The 16,156-nt window shown below is 65.8% G+C and carries 18 protein-coding genes; 5 read left to right on the top strand and 13 right to left on the bottom strand.

All coding sequences use genetic code 11. The features are described 5' to 3' along the window. Positions 1-884 (bottom strand): helix-turn-helix transcriptional regulator (locus tag I0Q12_RS22355; RefSeq protein ID WP_307846431.1); only part of this gene is annotated, 884 nt, incomplete at its 3' end. 225 nt (positions 885-1,109) lie between these two features. Between I0Q12_RS22355 and I0Q12_RS22350 the strand changes: the two genes are divergently transcribed. Beyond that, positions 1,110-1,763, top strand: coding sequence for a hemerythrin domain-containing protein (locus I0Q12_RS22350; RefSeq protein WP_197254845.1), 654 nt, complete (start codon positions 1,110-1,112; stop codon positions 1,761-1,763). A 117-nt stretch (positions 1,764-1,880) separates the two neighbouring features. Here the strand turns inward: I0Q12_RS22350 and I0Q12_RS33565 are convergent, their stop codons facing one another. From I0Q12_RS33565 to I0Q12_RS22315, 8 genes are all read right to left on the bottom strand, one after another. After that, a complete protein-coding gene (locus tag I0Q12_RS33565) occupies positions 1,881-2,390 on the bottom strand; it encodes a zinc-binding dehydrogenase (protein WP_231611217.1) in 510 nt (169 codons plus the stop codon). Next, the gene (locus I0Q12_RS33560; protein ID WP_231611216.1) at positions 2,390-2,950 is read right to left on the bottom strand and encodes an alcohol dehydrogenase catalytic domain-containing protein; all 561 of its coding nucleotides are present in this window, start codon (positions 2,948-2,950) and stop codon (positions 2,390-2,392) included. The genes I0Q12_RS33565 and I0Q12_RS33560 overlap by 1 nt, the downstream gene beginning before the upstream one ends. Before the next feature lie 172 nt (positions 2,951-3,122). Next, positions 3,123-4,244: a CaiB/BaiF CoA-transferase family protein gene (locus I0Q12_RS22340; protein WP_197254837.1), complete on the bottom strand. Its 1,122-nt coding sequence runs from the start codon at positions 4,242-4,244 to the stop codon at positions 3,123-3,125. A 15-nt stretch (positions 4,245-4,259) separates the two neighbouring features. Then, on the bottom strand, positions 4,260-5,411 hold the full coding sequence (locus tag I0Q12_RS22335) for an acyl-CoA dehydrogenase family protein (RefSeq protein ID WP_197254836.1): 1,152 nt from the start codon (positions 5,409-5,411) through the stop codon (positions 4,260-4,262). A 3-nt stretch (positions 5,412-5,414) separates the two neighbouring features. Continuing rightward, positions 5,415-6,242 carry an SDR family NAD(P)-dependent oxidoreductase gene (locus I0Q12_RS22330; RefSeq protein WP_197254834.1) on the bottom strand — a complete coding sequence of 276 codons (828 nt, stop codon included), beginning with the start codon at positions 6,240-6,242 and terminating at the stop codon, positions 5,415-5,417. A gap of 44 nt (positions 6,243-6,286) precedes the next feature. Next, complete coding sequence (locus tag I0Q12_RS22325; RefSeq protein ID WP_197254832.1) at positions 6,287-6,697, bottom strand: MaoC/PaaZ C-terminal domain-containing protein; 411 nt, start codon at positions 6,695-6,697, stop codon at positions 6,287-6,289. Then, positions 6,694-7,176: a MaoC family dehydratase N-terminal domain-containing protein gene (locus I0Q12_RS22320; RefSeq protein WP_197254830.1), complete on the bottom strand. Its 483-nt coding sequence runs from the start codon at positions 7,174-7,176 to the stop codon at positions 6,694-6,696. Before I0Q12_RS22320 ends, I0Q12_RS22325 begins: the two co-directional genes overlap by 4 nt. Beyond that, a complete protein-coding gene (locus I0Q12_RS22315; protein ID WP_197254829.1) occupies positions 7,176-8,366 on the bottom strand; it encodes a lipid-transfer protein in 1,191 nt (396 codons plus the stop codon). Before I0Q12_RS22315 ends, I0Q12_RS22320 begins: the two co-directional genes overlap by 1 nt. Before the next feature lie 170 nt (positions 8,367-8,536). On the opposite strand from I0Q12_RS22315, the gene I0Q12_RS22310 reads away from it, so the two are divergent. Continuing rightward, positions 8,537-9,274 carry an SDR family NAD(P)-dependent oxidoreductase gene (locus tag I0Q12_RS22310; RefSeq protein WP_197254938.1) on the top strand — a complete coding sequence of 246 codons (738 nt, stop codon included), beginning with the start codon at positions 8,537-8,539 and terminating at the stop codon, positions 9,272-9,274. An 82-nt stretch (positions 9,275-9,356) separates the two neighbouring features. On the opposite strand, the gene I0Q12_RS22305 is transcribed toward I0Q12_RS22310, so the two are convergent. The 4 genes from I0Q12_RS22305 to I0Q12_RS22290 all read right to left on the bottom strand — a co-directional run bounded on the left by I0Q12_RS22305 (position 9,357) and on the right by I0Q12_RS22290 (position 14,650). Beyond that, on the bottom strand, positions 9,357-10,412 hold the full coding sequence (locus I0Q12_RS22305; RefSeq protein WP_197254827.1) for a phosphotransferase family protein: 1,056 nt from the start codon (positions 10,410-10,412) through the stop codon (positions 9,357-9,359). Beyond that, positions 10,409-11,677, bottom strand: coding sequence for an acyl-CoA dehydrogenase family protein (locus tag I0Q12_RS22300; RefSeq protein WP_374068762.1), 1,269 nt, complete (start codon positions 11,675-11,677; stop codon positions 10,409-10,411). Before I0Q12_RS22300 ends, I0Q12_RS22305 begins: the two co-directional genes overlap by 4 nt. Then, the gene (locus tag I0Q12_RS22295; protein ID WP_307846423.1) at positions 11,674-13,200 is read right to left on the bottom strand and encodes an AMP-binding protein; all 1,527 of its coding nucleotides are present in this window, start codon (positions 13,198-13,200) and stop codon (positions 11,674-11,676) included. The genes I0Q12_RS22300 and I0Q12_RS22295 overlap by 4 nt, the downstream gene beginning before the upstream one ends. A 172-nt stretch (positions 13,201-13,372) precedes the next feature. Next, on the bottom strand, positions 13,373-14,650 hold the full coding sequence (locus tag I0Q12_RS22290; protein ID WP_197254823.1) for a TetR/AcrR family transcriptional regulator: 1,278 nt from the start codon (positions 14,648-14,650) through the stop codon (positions 13,373-13,375). Positions 14,651-14,725: 75 nt separating this feature from the next. Here I0Q12_RS22290 and I0Q12_RS22285 point away from each other — a divergent pair, with 75 nt between their 5' ends. From I0Q12_RS22285 to I0Q12_RS33555, 3 genes are all read left to right on the top strand, one after another. After that, complete coding sequence (locus I0Q12_RS22285; protein WP_197254821.1) at positions 14,726-15,517, top strand: FAD-binding oxidoreductase; 792 nt, start codon at positions 14,726-14,728, stop codon at positions 15,515-15,517. An 84-nt stretch (positions 15,518-15,601) separates the two neighbouring features. After that, positions 15,602-16,024: a CBS domain-containing protein gene (locus I0Q12_RS22280; RefSeq protein ID WP_197254819.1), complete on the top strand. Its 423-nt coding sequence runs from the start codon at positions 15,602-15,604 to the stop codon at positions 16,022-16,024. A gap of 26 nt (positions 16,025-16,050) precedes the next feature. After that, positions 16,051-16,156: SDR family NAD(P)-dependent oxidoreductase (locus I0Q12_RS33555; protein ID WP_231611227.1), on the top strand; the 106-nt coding region annotated here is incomplete at its 3' end.

The following is a 16,156-nucleotide window of genomic DNA, read 5'->3' as shown; positions in this document are numbered from 1 at the left end:
CGGCTGTGCACCCCGGTCTTGGCGTAGATGCTCTTGAGGTGGTCCTGCACCGTGTACGGGCTGATGAACAGGGCCCGCGCGATCTGCTCGCGGGTGCGCCCGGCCAGCACCTGACGCACCACCTCGGTTTCCCGCGCCGACAGGCCGTGAGCCGCGGCGATGAACGTGACTACCTCGGGCAGGTGCGCTCGCTCGATGTTGACCACGACCCCGGACGGCCCGGTCCCGTCCGCGGTACCCACGGCCCGCAACACGACCCATTCGCCGTCGCGGGTCCGCGCCCGCACCACGACCGGACTGCCCCCGAGAGTCCGAACCCGCATCGCGAGGATGTACACCGGCAGTCCCCCCGGCCGATCGGGCTCCACCCAGCCGAGCCTCTCGAAATACCCGAGCGCGGCCGGTGTGGTCAGCGCCAGTTCGTTCTGGTCGTCCACAACCACGACCGCGGGACCGTCACCCGAATCCGAATTCGTGTACGCGGCCTGGCGGAGCAGGCTCGTCCTGAAACCGTCCCCGATGTCGCGGAGAACGCCGGCGAGCACCTCGATCTCCACGTCGGTGAACGCGGCCGTCTCCGTTCTCCCCAGATCTGCCATACCCCAACATGTTCCGTCCCGACCGCGGAACACCATGCGCACGTCGTCATCGACACCGAACGGTTCGAGCACCTCGCGATAGAGCCGGGTGGCCCGGTATCGCCCACCCTCCTGCTGCACGCTCCGAATTCCGCTCGGCCGGCGCAACATCGCGTCGTAGCCGAAGGCATCCGGATCGGGCCCGTATTCGAACTCGAAGGCGGTGTTCGCGGCGCGGAGCGGGTCGTCGAAACCGACATTCGTCCCCGACGTCGGAACCAGCACCGCGGGATCCACGGTCGCCACGCACCCACAGTCGAACGGGACCTGTTCGCGAAGTGCATCGAGAAGCTGAGTCCGAAAATCCGCGGAATCGGTCGCAGTCCGTACTGCGCGGCGGACCGTCGATTTCAACCGGGCGGCAGAGCGCGCCGCGTCCATGAAGCCCAGTATTCCCCACCAATGAGGGATTGAGAACGAGCACGGGTGGTCGGAATCTGGAGTCAGGGGCGAGTCAGGAGGTAGGAACCGATGCCCACCACGAAATCCACTCTGTTGTCCGAAGCGGACCTCGAGATGCTGTACCTCATCCACGATGCGTTCCGGCGCGACACCCAACGTCTGGCGCGGGTCGCCGAACACGGCGTCCCCGAGGATCCGGCGACCCACGACGCCGTGCTGCTCGGCTGGCACGGCTTCAGCCGGGCACTGCACCACCACCACTCGATCGAGGACGACATGTTCTGGCCGTTGATGCGGACCCGGCTCCAGGACGAACCCGAGGCTCTCGCTGTGCTCGACGCGATGGAAGCCGAACACGCACTCCTCGATCCGTCACTCGCGGCCGTCGAGGACGCGTTCGACGACCGTGAGCACGGACCCGACGTCCTGGCCGAGCGTCTCGACGCCGTGGTGCACACGCTGCGGTCCCATCTCGCGCACGAGGAGAAGGATGCCGTACCGCTGATGGCGCGCACCATCACGCACCGGGAACTGAAACGGCTCTCCAGGAACGCGGTGCATTCGCTGTCCCGTGCCGAGCTCGAGCAGACGACCCCGTTCATGTTCGAGGGCGCACCGGAGGACCGGGCTCGCCGGATGTTGCACGAGCTTCCGGTGCCGGTGCAACTCTGCCACCGGTTCTGGTGGGAACCGAAGTACCGCCGCACCCGCAGATGGGAATGAACACGCGCGGCCCCAACCGGCCACTCGGGGTCCCTCCACGACGCGGCCTCGAGGAGCCGTCGGCAAACGCCGCTCGCGTACGGGGACGTCGGCGACGAACAGCGCGGGTCGACGTGCTCAGAGTCTCGGATCCAGCACCACCTTGCAGACGCTGTCCGAGCGGCTGCCGTACATCTGATAGGCACGGTCACCCTCGGACAACGGCAACCGGTGGGAAACGACAGCCCCCGGATCAAGGCGCCCGTTCTCGGTGAGCGCCAGCAACGTCGGGAGCTCCGCCTGCACCGAACACAAGCCGATCGCGAAGTCCAATTCTTTGAGCTGGGCAATCTCCATCGGGAAGGTGAACCGGTTGTTCTGGCTGACGCCGATCACGCTGACCCGCCCACGGACCCGTACCGCGCGCAGCGCCAGATCTATCGTGGCGTCCGCGCCGACCGCCTCGATGACGGCGTCGACGCCCCGGCCACCCGTCGCGTCGCGGACTGCTCGGACCTGGCTCTTCCGGTCGTCACCCACGTCGATCGCACGGGCACCCATCGCCTCGGCCCGCGCACGGCGGTCCGGCACCGGATCGATCGCGAGGACCTGCCCGGCGCCCATCGCGATGGCGGACTGGACCGACATCAACCCGACCGGCCCAGCCCGATCACCAACACCGAGTCGCCGGGCACGATCCGGGCCCGCCGACAGCCGTACCATGCGGTCGGTGCGTTGTCGGTCAGCACCAGGGCGGCCTCGTCGCCGACCGAGTCCGGGATCGTCGCCAGATTCACGTCGGCGTTCGGCACTCGCAGGTACTCGGCCTGGGTGCCGGCCAGCGCGTGGCCGAGCCCGTAGCAGCTCGACTGCCAGGACTTACCGGCTTTGAAGGTGCAGGTCGACACTCGACCGGCCGCGCACTCGGAGCACGTCGTGCAGCCCACCGACGCCGTGGCCAACACTCGGTCGCCGGGCGCGAATCCGATGACACCGGCACCCACCTCCCTCACGATTCCGACGGCCTCGTGCCCGACGATGAAACCGATGTCGTCGGTGAATCCGTGACCGCCCCAGATGTGCAGATCGCTGCCGCAGATGCCGGCCAACGTCACCTCCACGATCGCGTCGAGGTCCCCGGACAGCACCGGCGATGGGACTTCGGCACAGGCCACGTCCCTCGGCCCGCGGTAGGTCAGAGCCTTCATCGCGTCTTCTCCCTTGTCACCACGTCGTACTTCTTCCACCTCGAGGGAGGCACTCCGCCCCATGAGCGGAGTGCCTCCCGAAAACCGATGCCGCTCAGCCCTATCGGTTGCGCCGAGCTCGGACAACAGGTTCGCGCCGGATACGCGATCATCGGCTGGTACGCATTTCGGGTCAGGCCCAGCTGCGTATCGCCGCGTCGAGGTCGAGTCGGCCGGCAGGTACCGGCGTAGCCGGGTCGGTCCGCGAGAACCGCGGCGCCGGCCGCGGCTGATCGACGCCACCGATGTTCTCGAAGATCCCGCGCCCCGACATGTGCGGGTCCGCAAGCGCCTCGTCGTAGCTGAGCACCGGCGTCACACACGCGTCGGAGCCCGTGAACACCTCGGCCCACTCGTCCCGGGTACGGGACTTGAACGCCGACGTCAATGCCGCTCTCAGCGTGGGCCAGCGTGCGCGGTCCCACTGAGCCGGCAATTCACCGATCTCCAGACCGAGACCACGGACCATCTCCGCGAAGAACTGCGGTTCCAGGCAGCCGACGGCGACATGCCGGCCGTCTGCACACGTGTAGGTGTCGTAGAACGGTGTGGACCCGTCGAGGAAGTTCGCCCCCCGGCCCGCCGCCCATGCTCCCGCTCCCCGCAACGACCACAGAAGCTGGGCGAGCACACTGGTCCCGTCGACGATCGCACCATCGACGACCTGCCCGCGCCCCGAACGTTCGCGCTCCCAGAGCGCCGCCAGAACGCCGACGATCAAGAACATCGAGCCGCCGCCGAAGTCGCCCACCAGGTTCAGCGGTGGAACCGGCTTGCCGTCCGCCACACCGATGTTGTCGAGTACTCCGGTCAGCGAGATGTAGTTGATGTCATGGCCGGCCGAGTTCGACAGCGGGCCGTCCTGACCCCAGCCGGTCATCCGGGCATAGATCAGCCGCGGGTTGAGTTCCAGGCAGGGATCGGGTCCGAGGCCGAGACGCTCGGTGACACCCGGGCGGAAGCCCTCGACGAGTATGTCGGCGCGGCCGATGAGGTCGCGGACACCGGTGAGATCGTTGGCATCCTTGAGGTTGACGCGCACTATTTTTCGGCCTCGTAGAGTGGTGTCTTCGTCGCTCGACACTCCCGGGATCAGTTCCGGCGCCGAATGGCGCTCGACGCGGATCACCTCGGCACCCAGGTCGGCCAGCAGCATGCACGCGTGCGGCCCGGGGCCGATACCGGCCAACTCGACCACTCGGAGCCCGGCGAGCGGCCCGGTCGACCGCGTGGGATTCGAATTCGATGTGTTCATGGTGTTTCGTCCCGGTCACAGGGACCGTGCGACGATCTCCTTCATGATCTCGTTGGTGCCGCCGTAGATCTTCTGAATCCGGGCGTCGGCATACATACGTCCGATGGGGTACTCACGCATGTATCCGTAGCCCCCGAAGAGCTGGAGACATCTGTCGACGACATCGCATTGCTGCTCGGTGAGCCAGTACTTCGCCATCGCGGCGGTCGTGGCGTCGAGTTCTCCGGCCAGGTGCCGTTGGATGCACTGGTCGACGAACACCCGGGCCACATGCGTCACGGATGCGCACTCGGCAAGCTCGAACCTGGTGTTCTGGAAGTCGAAGACCGCCTGCCCGAATGCTTTACGTGACTTCGTGTAGTCCACGGTTGCCGCGACAGCGGCTTCCATCGCGCCGACAGCGGAGATCCCGAGATTGAGACGCTCCTGGGCGAGTTGAGTCTTCAGCTGGGAGAAGCCCTGCCCCTCCGGACCGAGCAGGTTCGCGACCGGAACCCGGACGTCTTCGAAGAAGAGTTCGGAGGTGTCGGCGCCCTTGCACCCGACCTTGTCGAGGATCCGGCCACGCACGAAGCCTGGGCTGTTGTCGGTTTCGACCACCAGGAGGGAGATTCCGCGGCCCCCGGCCTCGGGATCCGTCTTGACCGCGACGACGAGCAGATCGGCGGTGCCACCGTTGGAGATGAAGGTCTTGGCGCCGTTGACGATGAAGTGGTCACCGTCGCGGACCGCCCGGGTCTGGATCGCCTGCAGGTCCGAGCCGGTTCCCGGCTCCGTCATCACGATTGCCCCGATGCGCTCACCCCTCGCCATCGACGGCAACCATCGACGGCGCTGCTCCTCGGTTCCGTAAGCGTAGATGTAGTGGGCGACGATCGCCGAGTGCACGAGAATGCCGAATGTCGTATCACCCGAACGTGCCTGGGCCTCGATGATCGCAGCTTCATGGGCATAGTTGCCCCCGCCGCCGCCGTACTCCTCCGGGATGGAGCAGCACAGCAGCCCGAGGTCACCGGCCTTGCGCCAAACCTCACGATCGACGTACTGCTGGCTTTCCCACTTCTCCCGGTGCGGCACCACCTCGGTGGTGAAGAACTTCGTGGCGAGTTCACCGAGGGCGTCGACCTCGGGGTCACGCCACGGCGAAACGTACTGCGCTGTAGCCATGTCTCAGCCCTCGAACCCGCCGCCGGTGATGATCAACTGCCCGCTGATGTAGTCGGATTCCGGATAGGTCAGCATCACGACCGAACCGGCAGCTTCCTCCGGTGTGCCGGGCCGGCCGAGAGGAATCATCTGCTTCGCGGCCGCGAGCAGTTGCGGGTTGACCCCGACCTTGATCTGGCGGCCTTCCACGTCGATGGTCGAGTCACCGTCGGCGGGTGCCATGGTCAGCCGGGTTTCGATGAACCCGAACGCCACCGCGTTGACGTTGACGTTGTAGCGTCCCCACTCCTTGGCCAGGGTCTTGGTCATGCCGACGATGCCGGCTTTCGCCGAGGAATAGCTGGCTTGACCGGCATTGCCGAAAATGCCTGCCACGGAGGAGATGTTGACGACCTTGCGATGCACCTGGAGTCCTGCGTCGCGCTCGGTCTTGACGGCCTTGCTGATCACCGGCTGGGCGGCGCGGAGGATACGGAAGGGCGCCTTGAGGTGGACGTCGAGAATTGCGTCCCACTGCTCGTCGGTCATCTTCTGGATGACGCTGTCCCAGGTGTATCCGGCATTGTTGACGATGATGTCGAGGCCGCCGAAGTTCTGCGTGGCGGTGCCAACGAATCGATCTGCGAATTCCGGATCCGTGACGCTGCCTGCGCAGGCGACGGCCGCGCCACCCGCGCCGGTGATCTCGTCGACCACCTCGGTGGCCGGCACCGTATCGAGGTCGTTGACAACGACGTTGGCTCCTTCCGCTGCCAGCTGGAGGGCGATGGACCGGCCGATGCCGCGACCCGCGCCGGTGACGATCGCTGTCTTACCGTTGAGCTTTCCCATGATTGTTCGTCCTTACTGGGTGTCGTGAGAAGGTGGGTTCCGGTTCAGTCGAGCGCGACGGTTGCCTCGCCGACCAGGGTGGTCGTGCCGTCGGCCAGGGAAACCTGAAGATCGAGCGTGGCGAGTCGTTCGCCGTCGACGTCGGCGACCGAGGCCACCGTCGCGGTGCAGGTGGGCTGCCCGTGCACGGGTGTGATCGAGGCGAAACGTACCTTGTACGACCGGATCCGTTCCTGCGGAACCAGGTCGGTGAGCAATCGGGCGAGGTACGCCATCGAGAGCATTCCGTGAGAGAACACATCGTCCAGGCCGGCGGACCGGGCCACGTCGAGGTCGATGTGAATCGGGTTGTGGTCACCGGAAGCGCCGGCGAACAGCGCCAGTGTGGTCCGCGAGATCGGAGGGATCTCCAGGGCGGGAAGGGTGGCTCCGGCCACCAGGGTGTCGATGCTCATCGGTTGCTCTCCTCGCCGGCCACTGCGGCCGGATCCGGGTGTTGGACGACGAGGACGCTGCGCATCTCCGCAACAATCGCGTCGTGCTGGTTGGTGACGACGGAGTCCTGCACGAGGAACTCGAGTCGGCCGCCACGCTTGTCGTAGATGTCGCTCACCGTGCTCACCACTGTCAGGTCGTCCCCCGCGTGGGCCACCTGCCGGTAGGAGAACTGCTGTTCGCCGTGGAGTACGAAGCGCAGGTCCACGCCGAGGCGGTCGAGGAATCCGGCGGAGTCCGGGTCCTCCATGCCGATCCCGAACAGGAAGGTCGGTGGGACCGGAAGGTCCGGGTGCCCGGCCTTCTTCGCCGCCTCGAGATCGGTGTAGATCGGGTCCCGCTGGCCTGTGGCGACCGCGAAGTCGCGCAGTCGGCTCCGGGTCATCAGCAACGACGCCCGGCCGGTTTCCTGACCGATGATGCTGCGATCGATGGCCATCAGATCGCCGCCTTCCGGTAGAGCGAGACCACGACGGCGCCACCGAGTCCGATGTTGTGCTGCAGCGCGAGCTGCGCATCGGGGACCTGACGATTGCCGGCGATACCCCGCAGCTGCCAGGTGAGCTCGCTGCACTGCGCGAGGCCGGTGGCGCCGAGCGGGTGACCCTTCGAGATCAGGCCACCGGACGGATTGACCACCCAGCGACCTCCGTAGGTCGTGTCGCCCTTCTCGATCAGCTTGTGACCCTCGCCGATGTCGCAGAGACCGAGCGCCTCGTAGGTGAGCAACTCGTTTGCGGAGAAGCAGTCGTGCAGCTCGATGACATCGACCTCCTCGGCCGATCGGCCGGACTGCTCGAAGACCATCTCGGCGGCCTTGCGACTCATGTCGAAACCGACGGCAGAGATAGCGCTCCCACCGAGCGATTCCGGAAGGTCGGTGACCATCGCCTGGCCCACGATCTCGACGGCCTGCTCGGTCAGCCCGTTCTCGCGCACGAAATCCTCGCTCGCGAGGACCACGGCGCCGGAGCCGTCCGAGGTCGGCGAGCACTGCAGCTTGGTGAGCGGCCCGTAGATCGAACGCGAATCGAGAATCTCCTGCAGCGTGTACTCGTCCTGGAACTGGGCGTAGGGATTGTCGACCGAGTGCCGGTGGTTCTTCTCCCCCACCATCGCGAAATGCTCGGGCGTGGAACCGTACAGCTCCATGTGTTCGAGTCCCGCAGCACCGAACATGTACGGGGCGAACGGCTCCTGCGGCTGGTACTTGCGGGCGAGCACCTCCAGGTGCTTGTCCAGCGCACCCGCCCGGTCGGTGTAGGAAGCGCTGAGCGAGCCGCGCTGCATCTTCTCGAACCCGAGAGCGAGCACACAGTCCGCGCGACCGCCCCGGATGGCTTCGGCCCCGAGATAGAGTGCGGTCGAACCCGTCGAGCAGTTGTTGTTGACGTTGACGACCGGCACCCCGGACAGCCCCAGTTCGTACACCGCGCGCTGTCCCGAGCACGAGTCGCCGTACACGTAGCCCACGTACGCCTGCTGGATCCGGTCGTACGAGACGCCGGCGTCGGACAGTGCCGCACTCCCCGCTTCCCGCGCCATGTCGGGGTAGTCCCACCCTTCGCGTGCGCCGGGCTTCACGAACTTCGTCATCCCGACACCGACCACGAATACTCGGCGATTCATCTTGCTCTCCTTCATTAAGTGAATCTCTAATAAGTAGAGTGACACAGGCACGCGTTGACCGCAAGAGTAAAAGAGTCCAGTATGTAGCCGATAGAGACGGTCGCTCAGTGAGATTCTGCGCGATCTTGTGAATCTGAATTCAAGTACGAAAGCAGACAGGAGAAATGAGCATGCTGACAGGGAAGACCGTCGTGGTCACAGGCGGAAGTCGTGGCCTCGGCCGGGCGATGGTGCACGGTTTCGCGGAGCGAGGCGCATCGGTGGTCATCGCGAGCCGGAAGTTCGAGAGCTGCAAGGCTCTTGCCGAGCAGGTCGAGGATCGCTACTCCGTTCGCGCACTGCCGCTCGCGTGCAATGTGAGCGACTGGGACGAGTGCACGGCGCTGATCGAGAAGACCCTCGGTGAGTTCGGCGGTATCGACGTACTGATCAACAACGCGGGCTTGTCTCCGCTTTACCCCAGCCTCGATCAGGTTTCGGAAGCCCTGTTCGACAAGGTGATCGCCGTCAACCTGCGGGCGCCGTTCCGTCTGGCTGCACTGGCCGGGACACACATGATGGAGCAGGGTGGCGGTTCGATCATCAATATCGGATCCATCGAGGCGATCCGTCCCGGACCGGACGCCCTCCCCTACGCGGCGGCAAAGGCCGGTCTGCACACGCTGACAGAGGGATTCGCCCAGGCTCTCGGCCCCACCGTTCGGGTCAACACGATCCAGTGCGGCCCGTTCCTCACCGACATCTCCGAGAATTGGACGCCGGGGGTTCGCGAGAACCTCGAGAGCAGCCTCGCACTCGCGCGATGCGGACGGCCCGAAGAGGTGGTGGACGCCGCGCTGTTCTTCGCGACCGGCGCATCGTCGTTCTGTACCGGTTCGGTTCTGCGAGTCGACGGCGGAATGCCCTAGAAGCAGCTACCGCGATCGCCCCGGACAAACGCCCCGGCACCCGTGCACGCGCACGGGCGCCGGGGTTGTTCGACTTCCGGGATCACCTGATCAATCGATGCGCACGCTCGAAGAGTTGCAATGTGCGCGTGTGCATCTCGACCCCGAGTTCCGGCGTCGCCATGCCGGCGAGCGAACGGACGTACGTCCCCTCGAGCACGATGCCGAGTTTGAAGCATGCCAGCACGCGATACCAGTCCAGATGTTCCAGCGACCGCGTGCCCGACGCGGCGTAACGGGCGATCAGTTCGTCCGGTGTGGCGATACCACCCGCTCCGGCGAGGCGGCTGCCCATGAGATCCGTTCTTGCCCCCGCATCGGCCCAGACCGCCAGCAGCCATCCGAGGTCGAGCAGCGGGTCGCCGATCGTGCACATCTCCCAGTCGACGATCGCGACGACCTTCGAGCTGTCCGGCGCGAACATGAGGTTGCCCAGATGGAAGTCACCGTGCATCAGCCCAGGGTCCGCTGCTGGGGGTCGGTGGCAATCGAGCCATTCGGCGATTGTGTCGACACCGGGTATTTCGTTGCCGGAGTACCCCATTCGTCGGTAGCTGTCGAGCTGATCGAGCCACCTGCGCACCTGTCGCTCCAGGAAACCGTCGGGACGTCCAATTCCGCCGAGTCCGATCTCGTCCGGATCCACCGCATCCAGCGTGAGCAGCGCGTCGACAACCGACAATCCCATCCGATGACGTATGTCGGCCGATGCCTGCTGATCGGGCGACAGAGCGACCATCGCGTTGATGCCGTCAACGGGCTCCATGAGGAAGAAGACCGAGTCTCCCAGCACCTCCGGTGTCTCGCATCCGCCGAGCAGTCGGGGATGCGGCACACCGGTGTCGCCGAGGGCACGCAGTACCGTCATCTCACGGCGCAGCGCGTCGTCGGATTCGGGGCGCGGATGCCGCGGTCCGCGGCGCAAGACGTATCCGATTCCGTCACGCTCGAATCGGTACATCAGATTCTGGGTCCCCCCACCCACCGGCCGGACGTGCGAGACCGGTCCGCTTCCCAAGCCGGCCGAGTCCATCCACCGTTCCACGGCGGGAAGATCGAGACCGATCACGTCCGGTCCCCTTCGAGACGTGCCGGTCATCGCTGGTGGACCAGGTGCGCGGCGACCCCCTGCGGTGTCGGTGTCGTGACGGAGGCGAATCGCTTCAGCTCGGTGCGTGCCACGGCACGACGATGAACCTCGTCCGGACCGTCCGCCACGCGCACGATCTTGGCCTCGGCGTACATCCGCGCCAGCGGGAAGTCCGGTCCGAGACCGGCGGCGCCGTGTGCCTGCATGGCGCGTTCGATCACTCGGTAGGCGACGTTGGGGACGGCAACCTTGATCCCCGATATCTGGCTCGCGGCTCCGGTGTTGCCGACCGTGTCCATGAGGTGCGCCGTGTACAGCGTGTAGAGCCGTGCCTGGTCGATCTCGATCCGGGAATCCGCTATCCACTCGCGGACCACTCCCTGATCGACGAGCGTGGTGCCGAAGGTGGCTCTCTTGTTCACCCTGTCGATCATCGACTCGAGGGCGCGCTCGGCAGCACCGATCATCCTCATGCAGTGATGGATACGGCCGGGACCGAGACGCGCCTGGGACATGGCGAAACCCGCGCCCACCTCGCCGAGCATGTTGGTCACCGGAACCCGGACGTCCGTGAAGGTGATCTCGGCGTGCGACTCGAACGTGTGGTAGCCGAGGACGGAAAGATCCCGTTCGATGGTGACGCCCGGGGTGTCCTTCGGAACGAGCACCATGCTGTGCCGGCGGTGCCTGGGCGCGTCGGGTGCGGCATCGGTGATGCCCATGACGATGAAGAGCTCGCATCGAGGGCGCGCAGCACCCGAGATCCACCACTTGCGCCCGTTGAGCACCCACTCGTCACCTTCTCGAACGATGGACAGCTCGATGTTGCTCGCATCCGACGACGCGACCCGAGGCTCGGTCATCGCGTAAGCGGATCGGATTTCACCGTCCATCAGGGGGCGCAGCCACCGGGCCTTCTGCTCGGGTGTCCCGAAGAGCGAAAGCAGTTCCATGTTTCCGGTGTCGGGTGCCGAACAGTTCATCGCCTCGGGGCCGAGGGGAAGGCTCCGGCCGCTCAATTCGGCCAACGGTGCGTAGTCCAGATTGGTCATGGGCTCGTGTCCGGCCTCCGGGTGTGGCAGGAAGAGGTTCCACAATCCTCGGTCGCGAGCAACCTTCTTGAGGTCCTCGAGAACGGGCGGGTTTGCGCGCTGCCCGTTCTGATCACGCAACTGCTCCTCGAACACGTTCTCCGCGGGATAGAGATGATTCTCGAGGAAGTCGATCATCTTCTCACGCAAGTGAATTGCTCGTGGACTCGAGTCGAACATCATCGGCGCCTTTCGGTGGATGCGGTGGGCCGCCGGTACTGCTCCCTGAGCCGGCGCTTGAACAGTTTTCCGCTGTCGTCACGTGGCAGGTCGTCGTCGAACACGACCACCCGGGGAACCTTGTAGCGAGCCAGGTGTGTTGCGACGAAGTCCCGGACGGCGTCGGCCGTGGCCTCGGCGCCCGGCAGGAGTTCGATGTGGGCGGCGAGGGACTCACCGAACTCGTCGTCGGGAATGCCGAACACCGCGACGTCGGCCACTCCGTCCATGCGCATGAGACAGGCTTCGATCTCGGCCGGATAGATGTTGACGCCGCCGGAGATGACCATGTCGCTGACCCGATCGGTCAGGTACAGGTACCCGTCGTCGTCCACATATCCGATGTCGCCGACGGTGATGTAACCGTCCTGCTCGATCTCGCGTCGCTTGGCATCGTTCCCGATGTAGGTGAAGTCGGGCCACCCCTCGACACTCCTGCCGTAGATGACTCCGGGTGTCCCGGCGGGAAGCCGCTCGCCCGTGAACATGTCCAGGATGCGGACATCGGAGCCGAAGCGAGGCTTGCCGACCGTTCCCGGGTGAGCAAGCGCCTCGGCACTGTCACACATGACGAACGACCCGACCTCGGATCCACCGTAGTATTCGCGCACGATGGGTCCGAACCAGTCGATGATCGCCTTCTTCGTCTCGGGGGCACAGGGCGCCGCGGCGTGCACGATCACCTGCAGCGAACTCACATCGAACGACTTCCGCACCTCCGTCGGCAGCCGTAGCAGGCGGGTGAACATGGTCGGCACCATCTGGACGGACTCGATTCGGCGACTTTCGACGAGACGCAGAAACTCGACAGGATCGAATTTGGGCATGATCGTGATGTCCATGTCGAGCGCCGCGGCGAACAGCGCATGGTTGTTCGGGGCCGCGTGGTACAGCGGCGCGGGCAGCAGCGTCTTCCCCCCGGGTCGCAGGCCGAGCAGGCCCATCGATGCTTTCAGCACCTTCGCCTGGTCTTCCACCGAAATGCGATTCCTGAGAACACCTTTCGGAAGGCCCGTGGTGCCCGAGGTGTAGATGACGCCCATCGGCGTCTGATCGGTGACCACCGAAATCGGCTCGTTGCTCGCAATGAGACCGTCGAGGGTGTCGTACCGCCCGGTGGTCCGGACGTCACCGAGCCCGTAGGCGTCGGCGACCTCCGCCGGCACCTCCGCCTCGATAACGACCACCCCCTCGAGCGCCTGGGCGACGACGGCATCGATCAGGTCGGAATGGGCGATCACAGCCTTCGCCCCACTGTCCCGCAACAGGTGTGCCAGGTCCGAACCCATCCAGTGCCAATTGACGGGGACCGGGACGGCGCCGATCGGTGCCGCCGCGAGAGTGGTCTCGAGGAACGCGATCTCGTTGCGCATCACGATGGCGAAGCGGTCTCCCGGCCCGACACCCGAGGCTCGCAACCCGGCGGCGAGACGCGCGGCCCTGGCTTTGACCTCCACCAGGGTTCGCGACCTGCCACCGGACCACACGCGGGGCTCCCCGAACCCGCCCGCCTCGAGGGAATCAGACCTGACTGTAGGTTTCCTGATCGCTTGATTTTTCATGCTCGGATCCGGTCTAGTCATAGACTAGACCTTAACTGAGATTCACTTATGTGTGAAGAGGGTCACGAGCGCGGCGGGCGCTCGCACATCCTCGGACTCACGCCTCCAGCACTGCCACCACAACCGCACTCGCGTCGGCCACGAAACCCTCTGTGGATGCGAGATGTCGCGCCGTCGTCAGGTCATCGGCCACCGACAGCGCGATATGAACCAGGTGTCGAGCATCTCGCTGGTCGAGCTCGGGTCGGACCGCTCGGACGAGCGCTACCCATTCGGCCACGTACTCGCGTTGATACGCGACACTCCGCTCCTCGATTTCCACTTCCCCCGTCAGCTGGTGCACCATCCGTGGCTGAGCCGCGAACCGGGACACATAGGCGTGGGCGAGAAGAGCCAGAGCCTCACGCGGATCGCTGGTTCGACTCAATGCCTGGTCGAGATCCAGCCACAAGGAGTGGGTGCCCCGCTCGAGCACTGCGCGGAGCACGGCAGCCTTGTTCTCGAAGTAGCCGTAGAGGTTCGGCCCCGTCACCTCGGCCGCACTGCCGATATCGTCCAGGGAAGTTTCCTGATAACCCTGCTCCGCGAACAGACGACTCGCAGCCAAGAGCAGCCGCTCCCGGCGCGACACCGGTGAAAGCCCCTTGCTCGCAAGGCTCGGACCGGCAGCCCCGATGTCGGCCATCCGCGCTCCCGCGACCGCACGCGCTGCGCGGATGAGTACCTCGACATGGGTCGAGGCGGGGATGCGCACCGACCGATAGCTCGGGCTCGCCATCACCGATTGGATCGCCCGCGCCAACAGCTCCGCCTGACCGGCCGTCAGCTGCGGCCGGTCTCGCCGCAGCAGACGCTCGTATCCTTCTGCAGACCTGCGCAGCCGTTCCCGGAGGGACTCCCGCACCTCGGGGGGCAAGTGGCGGGTCTCGCGTGACCAGAGCACACCGAGGGGGCGAGCGACGGCGATCGATGCGGCTTCGGCGATCACCTCGTCGAGCGGGATGTCGCCGCTCGCCGGGAACTCGATGTCACCGAAACTGTCCTCGATCACGGCCTCGAGGAGAACCGCCTTGTTGGCGAAATGCCGGTAGAGCGCGCTCGGCCCGATTCCTACCCGGCTCGCGATCGCACCCATGGTGACGTTGTGGTAGCCCTGTTCGACGAACAGGTCCCGCGCATGCGCCAAGATCTGCTGCTTGCGGTCCTTCGGACGCCGTCTGACGCGATCTTCAACATTCTGCCCGGTCACCGAGGGGCCCTTTCTCCGAAGAAGTGAATCCGCATAAATGTATCGAGCACTCGCCATCGACGATCGGCTCGTCAGCGTATTTGCGGCGAGAACCAACCGCCGGTCGACGGCGACGAACGCACGCACGACACCCACCGGGACGACGCGCGGGCGGGCTATTACAGTCGGGGCAACACCGCGCACCCCGGGGGATACGACACAATGCAGCCTGCCTCGACCTCACCTGCCGAAACAGGCACGACGGTGACCGCGACCGTCGTCGAACACCATCGCCTTCGCAACAACCTCTCGGTCATCCGTCTCCAGTGCGACAACGAGGTCGTGCCGTTCCGCGCCGGCCAGTACGTCGACGTCACCGTCCCGCAGCGGCCCGGTCTGCCGCGACGCCTGTCACCCGCGCTGCCCCCGTCCCTGGACGGCAAACTCGAGTTCCACGTGCGGTCCGTTCCCGGCGGCTGGGTCAGCGGCAGCATCGTCGCCGACACCCGGCCGGGCGACGTGTGGACGATCGGTGAACCGAAGGGCGGCGATCTGCACGTCGACGACAGCGGCCGCATCGTCATCATGATCGCGGGCGGGACCGGTCTGGCCCCACTGCGCGCACTGCTGCTCGACATGGCTCGCCGCCCCGAACCGCCGCGCACGTTCCTGTTCGTGGGCGGCGGTTCTCCCCGCGACCTCTACGCGTCGGACATGCTGTCGCTGCTGTCCGAGGCGTTGCCGTGGCTGACGGTGGTTCCGGTCGTCGAATCGGTCGAGGATCCGGACTTCCCGGACCCTTGGTACAACCGGATCGTCGCCCAGCTCGGCGACATCGGCGCCGACCCGGACGATCTGATCGAGGGCAGCCTCGACGAGGTCGTCACGTCCTACGGCGCGTTCGGCGACCATCAGGTCCTGTTGTGCGGGTCCGCGGCGATGGTCCGGGCGACCCTGCACAAGCTGATCGAGACGGGTACCCCCGTCGAGAACATCCGCTTCGACCCGTACTGATCGCCCGGGTGCGGGGCTTGCCTGCCTCCCGCCTCGGCAGGACGATGGAAGTGCAAACATTCTCGTCCACCGAGGAGGGTCGTCATGACGACCGCTCGAGAGATCATGCATGCCGGTGCGACGTGCATCGGCGAACACGAAACCCTGGAGTACGCGGCACAGCAGATGCGTGAGCTCGACGTCGGCTCACTTCCCATCTGCGGCGACGACAACCGGCTGCACGGCATCATCACCGACCGCGACATCGTTCTGAAATGCGTTGCGCGCGGGTTGGATCCGACGATGATGACCGCCGGCGACCTCGCCCAGGGCAAGCCGTGCACGGTCGATGCCGACGCCGACATCGACGACGTACTCACGATCATGGAGGAACACCGGATCCGGCGACTGCCGGTGATCGGCGACCTCCGGCTGATCGGAATGATCAGCGAAGCGGATCTGGCCACACACCTGCCCGAGGAACAGGTCGGCCGGTTCGTCGAATCCATCTGCGCCACCATGAGATAACCCGTCCCGAATCGAGGTGAGCGCCGATGAGCGCGCTGACAGGCAAGACCGTTCTCGTCTCCGGCGCAGCGCGCGGCATCGGTGCCGCGACCGCGCGCGCCCTGGCTTCCGAAGGCGCGCAACTGGTTCTGT

The sequence above is a fragment of the Rhodococcus sp. CX genome, from assembly GCF_015865005.1.
In the GTDB taxonomy this organism is placed as follows: domain Bacteria; phylum Actinomycetota; class Actinomycetes; order Mycobacteriales; family Mycobacteriaceae; genus Rhodococcus.
Note: the sequence above shows the minus strand (reverse complement) of the source record. Positions and strands in the feature narration are given on the sequence as shown.

Bases quoted from the DNA above. Each gene is read 5' to 3' on its own strand.
- I0Q12_RS22335 (WP_197254836.1), bottom strand. From the start codon at position 5,411: ATGGCTACAGCGCAGTACGTTTCGCCGTGGCGTGACCCCGAGGTCGAC.
- I0Q12_RS22320 (WP_197254830.1), bottom strand. From the start codon at position 7,176: ATGGCCATCGATCGCAGCATCATCGGTCAGGAAACCGGCCGGGCGTCG.
- I0Q12_RS33565 (WP_231611217.1), bottom strand. From the start codon at position 2,390: ATGTCGGTCCAGTCCGCCATCGCGATGGGCGCCGGGCAGGTCCTCGCG.
- I0Q12_RS22310 (WP_197254938.1), top strand. From the start codon at position 8,537: ATGCTGACAGGGAAGACCGTCGTGGTCACAGGCGGAAGTCGTGGCCTC.
- I0Q12_RS22315 (WP_197254829.1), bottom strand. From the start codon at position 8,366: ATGAATCGCCGAGTATTCGTGGTCGGTGTCGGGATGACGAAGTTCGTG.
- I0Q12_RS22330 (WP_197254834.1), bottom strand. From the start codon at position 6,242: ATGGGAAAGCTCAACGGTAAGACAGCGATCGTCACCGGCGCGGGTCGC.
- I0Q12_RS33560 (WP_231611216.1), bottom strand. From the start codon at position 2,950: ATGAAGGCTCTGACCTACCGCGGGCCGAGGGACGTGGCCTGTGCCGAA.
- I0Q12_RS22350 (WP_197254845.1), top strand. From the start codon at position 1,110: ATGCCCACCACGAAATCCACTCTGTTGTCCGAAGCGGACCTCGAGATG.
- I0Q12_RS22300 (WP_374068762.1), bottom strand. From the start codon at position 11,677: ATGATGTTCGACTCGAGTCCACGAGCAATTCACTTGCGTGAGAAGATG.
- I0Q12_RS22280 (WP_197254819.1), top strand. From the start codon at position 15,602: ATGACGACCGCTCGAGAGATCATGCATGCCGGTGCGACGTGCATCGGC.
- I0Q12_RS22305 (WP_197254827.1), bottom strand. From the start codon at position 10,412: ATGACCGGCACGTCTCGAAGGGGACCGGACGTGATCGGTCTCGATCTT.
- I0Q12_RS22340 (WP_197254837.1), bottom strand. From the start codon at position 4,244: ATGAACACATCGAATTCGAATCCCACGCGGTCGACCGGGCCGCTCGCC.
- I0Q12_RS22325 (WP_197254832.1), bottom strand. From the start codon at position 6,697: ATGAGCATCGACACCCTGGTGGCCGGAGCCACCCTTCCCGCCCTGGAG.
- I0Q12_RS22285 (WP_197254821.1), top strand. From the start codon at position 14,726: ATGCAGCCTGCCTCGACCTCACCTGCCGAAACAGGCACGACGGTGACC.